Source organism: Tepidibacter formicigenes DSM 15518, assembly GCF_900142235.1.
Lineage (GTDB): Bacteria > Bacillota > Clostridia > Peptostreptococcales > Peptostreptococcaceae > Tepidibacter > Tepidibacter formicigenes.
On sequence record NZ_FRAE01000127.1, the window covers coordinates 1 to 2,349 of the forward strand.

Genomic DNA, 2,349 nt, shown 5'->3' on the forward strand with positions numbered 1-2,349 from the left:
AATTCTAACGAATTCCGTTGCTTAAAACTCATAACGGAATTTATATTTATCCACAATTTAAATAGGAATATAATTTCCTATTCGTTATAAAAAATAAGCTAATAGTCATATGACTACTAGCTTATTTTGTTATTTTTGATTTTCATTGTCTACCCATTCTTTAGCTTCTATGACATTTTCTTCACTTGGAATTGGAACTTTAGATTTTGTTACTGATTTTTCAATTCCTGCCCAAGCTGCTGTTTTTTGACTTTCAATTGTATTCAAAGGATTATTTTTAATTGTTTTATTTTTCATATAATCACCCCTTTTTATTATTATTTACTCAAAGGTTAGATTATATATATATATAAATACTCCTTAATTTAATATATTTTACATTTATACCTCTACTATAGATATATTTACTTCTAATTCCATATTGTTTTTTGTTTTAAATGGAAGGCTAATTGTTTGATGAGGATTTGAAATACTTACTTTTCCTTCAATTATCATAGGAGGAGTTATATCTATAGTTTTATTAAGCTCAGATAATTTAGTTCCTGCATTTCCCATTATCATATTACTCAATTCTCCTATAGCACTTTTTCCCATTTCAATATCTGATATCTCCATTCCACCCATCATTTGACTTGCAATATACTTTACAGCATCTTCAGTTAAGGATAATACAAATTGTCCTTTTAGTTCTCCTGTTATTCCAATATTTACGCTTATATCATTCATACTATAAGGATTATTCTTTATATATGGAGCTCCTTTTTTTATATCTTCTTGACATACCATATCTATTACAGATTTTGTTGATTCTAATATAGAGTTTAGATATTCTTTTTTCATTATATGCACATCCTCTACTTTACATATTTTTACAAAACAAAATATATTTTTACAAAATATTCTTATTTCTATTTTATCATAATATTTATCATTTGATTCACTTAATTTAAAGGTAATAATTAAATTTATATAGAATAAATTCTACATAAAAATAAACATATAAATAATACTCATAGTTTTCTTTTAGCTATATTCATGATAAAATATCTTATGTACGCTTTTTATCTTAAAAATAATAATATCATTTATTATAAATAATATATAGTGTAAAAGTTAATAATAATTAAAAAAATTTTTTTATAAAATAACTTGAGCTATGCAAAAATAATAACTGTTATTATATAAATTAATAATAAAATTTATATTTTTATACATATATATCTAAAAATTTGTATAACTCAAGAAAAAATATAATTGTTAGGAGGATTTTATTATGAAAAAAGAATTTAGACAAGAAATAAAAAAGAAAGTAGACATTAAAAACATGAGCGAGACGGAAAAAAACATATCAACACTCTTTGGAAAAATGATATTGAAAAAATCAATTATTCCTATTATTCTAATATTTACTACTTTATTTGGAAGTAAATTCTTTACTAATAATATTTGGATAAGATTAAGTCTTACCTTAGCTGTTTCAGGAGCAGGATTTTATTATCTTAAACAATATAGAGATAAACTTCAACAACTAAAATACTACGAAGGAAAAGTTATATATTTCCAAAAAAAAGAAAATTATCATGAACTTTTACTTAAGAACGGAAAATTACCAATTAAATTAACTGTTAAAAAAGGTATCGATGAAAAGAAAATAAGAAAAAATCAATTCTTAAAATTATATTATAATGACCCTGAAAAAGTTGCTATTATAGTTGAATAATAAAAAAGGAGTAAAAATTTTTACTCCTTTTTTATTATATTTTAGTTACATTTGAAGCTTGAAATCCTTTTGGTCCTTTAACTATATTTAATGAAACATTTTGTCCTTCTTCTAAATCTTTTTTAGATCCTTTTTCTTTTACAGCAGATATATGAACAAATACATCTTCTCCTTCATCTAAAGTTATAAAACCATATCCTTTTTCTGGATTAAACCATTTTACTACACCAGTTTTCATTTTAATTCCTCCATTTTAATAAAAATTACTCAGAAATATTGATAGTTTCTCTAATATATTCCTTATCCTTTTTCCTTTTATTTTCTCTATACTATAAGGAGTTAATCTAAACATCTGAGCACCTTCTCAATAATTTAATTTTTTATTTGAAATTATAATTATTTTTTGTATTTTTAAAAATTATATACTATATTTTTATTTGATTTAATAGATTTTTGATGAAGTTTGTATGTAATTAACCTTATTAAAATAATATGATAACCTTTTTGCATTTCCAAAACATTGCATATTCTTGCATAGAACAAAATATCACTTCGTGATACTCTCAGATGAGTAGCAGAGCTACTCATCTGTATTTTTTGAAACTAATTCACCATTACATTTTGGACAT

Annotated in this window: 4 protein-coding genes; 1 reads left to right on the forward strand and 3 read right to left on the reverse strand. The window is 22.6% G+C overall.

The window, feature by feature from the left end:
• Nucleotides 1–129: 129 nt before the first annotated feature.
• Both BUA77_RS13080 and BUA77_RS13085 read right to left on the reverse strand, forming a co-directional pair.
• On the reverse strand, nt 130–297 hold the full coding sequence (locus tag BUA77_RS13080) for a CDIF630_02480 family spore surface protein (RefSeq protein WP_072891011.1): 168 nt from the start codon (nt 295–297) through the stop codon (nt 130–132).
• Nucleotides 298–381: 84 nt separating this feature from the next.
• On the reverse strand, nt 382–840 hold the full coding sequence (locus BUA77_RS13085) for a chemotaxis protein CheX (protein WP_072891014.1): 459 nt from the start codon (nt 838–840) through the stop codon (nt 382–384).
• Nucleotides 841–1,273: 433 nt separating this feature from the next.
• Here BUA77_RS13085 and BUA77_RS13090 point away from each other — a divergent pair, with 433 nt between their 5' ends.
• On the forward strand, nt 1,274–1,720 hold the full coding sequence (locus tag BUA77_RS13090) for a hypothetical protein (RefSeq protein ID WP_072891017.1): 447 nt from the start codon (nt 1,274–1,276) through the stop codon (nt 1,718–1,720).
• A gap of 34 nt (nt 1,721–1,754) precedes the next feature.
• On the opposite strand, the gene BUA77_RS13095 is transcribed toward BUA77_RS13090, so the two are convergent.
• Nucleotides 1,755–1,958: a cold-shock protein gene (locus BUA77_RS13095; protein WP_072891019.1), complete on the reverse strand. Its 204-nt coding sequence runs from the start codon at nt 1,956–1,958 to the stop codon at nt 1,755–1,757.
• Nucleotides 1,959–2,349: the final 391 nt, after the last annotated feature.

What these genes read in the sequence shown, in the direction of transcription:
- BUA77_RS13085 (WP_072891014.1), bottom strand. Translation starts at nt 840, where the DNA reads ATGAAAAAAGAATATCTAAACTCTATATTAGAATCAACAAAATCTGTA.
- BUA77_RS13090 (WP_072891017.1), top strand. Translation starts at nt 1,274, where the DNA reads ATGAAAAAAGAATTTAGACAAGAAATAAAAAAGAAAGTAGACATTAAA.
- BUA77_RS13095 (WP_072891019.1), bottom strand. Translation starts at nt 1,958, where the DNA reads ATGAAAACTGGTGTAGTAAAATGGTTTAATCCAGAAAAAGGATATGGT.
- BUA77_RS13080 (WP_072891011.1), bottom strand. Translation starts at nt 297, where the DNA reads ATGAAAAATAAAACAATTAAAAATAATCCTTTGAATACAATTGAAAGT.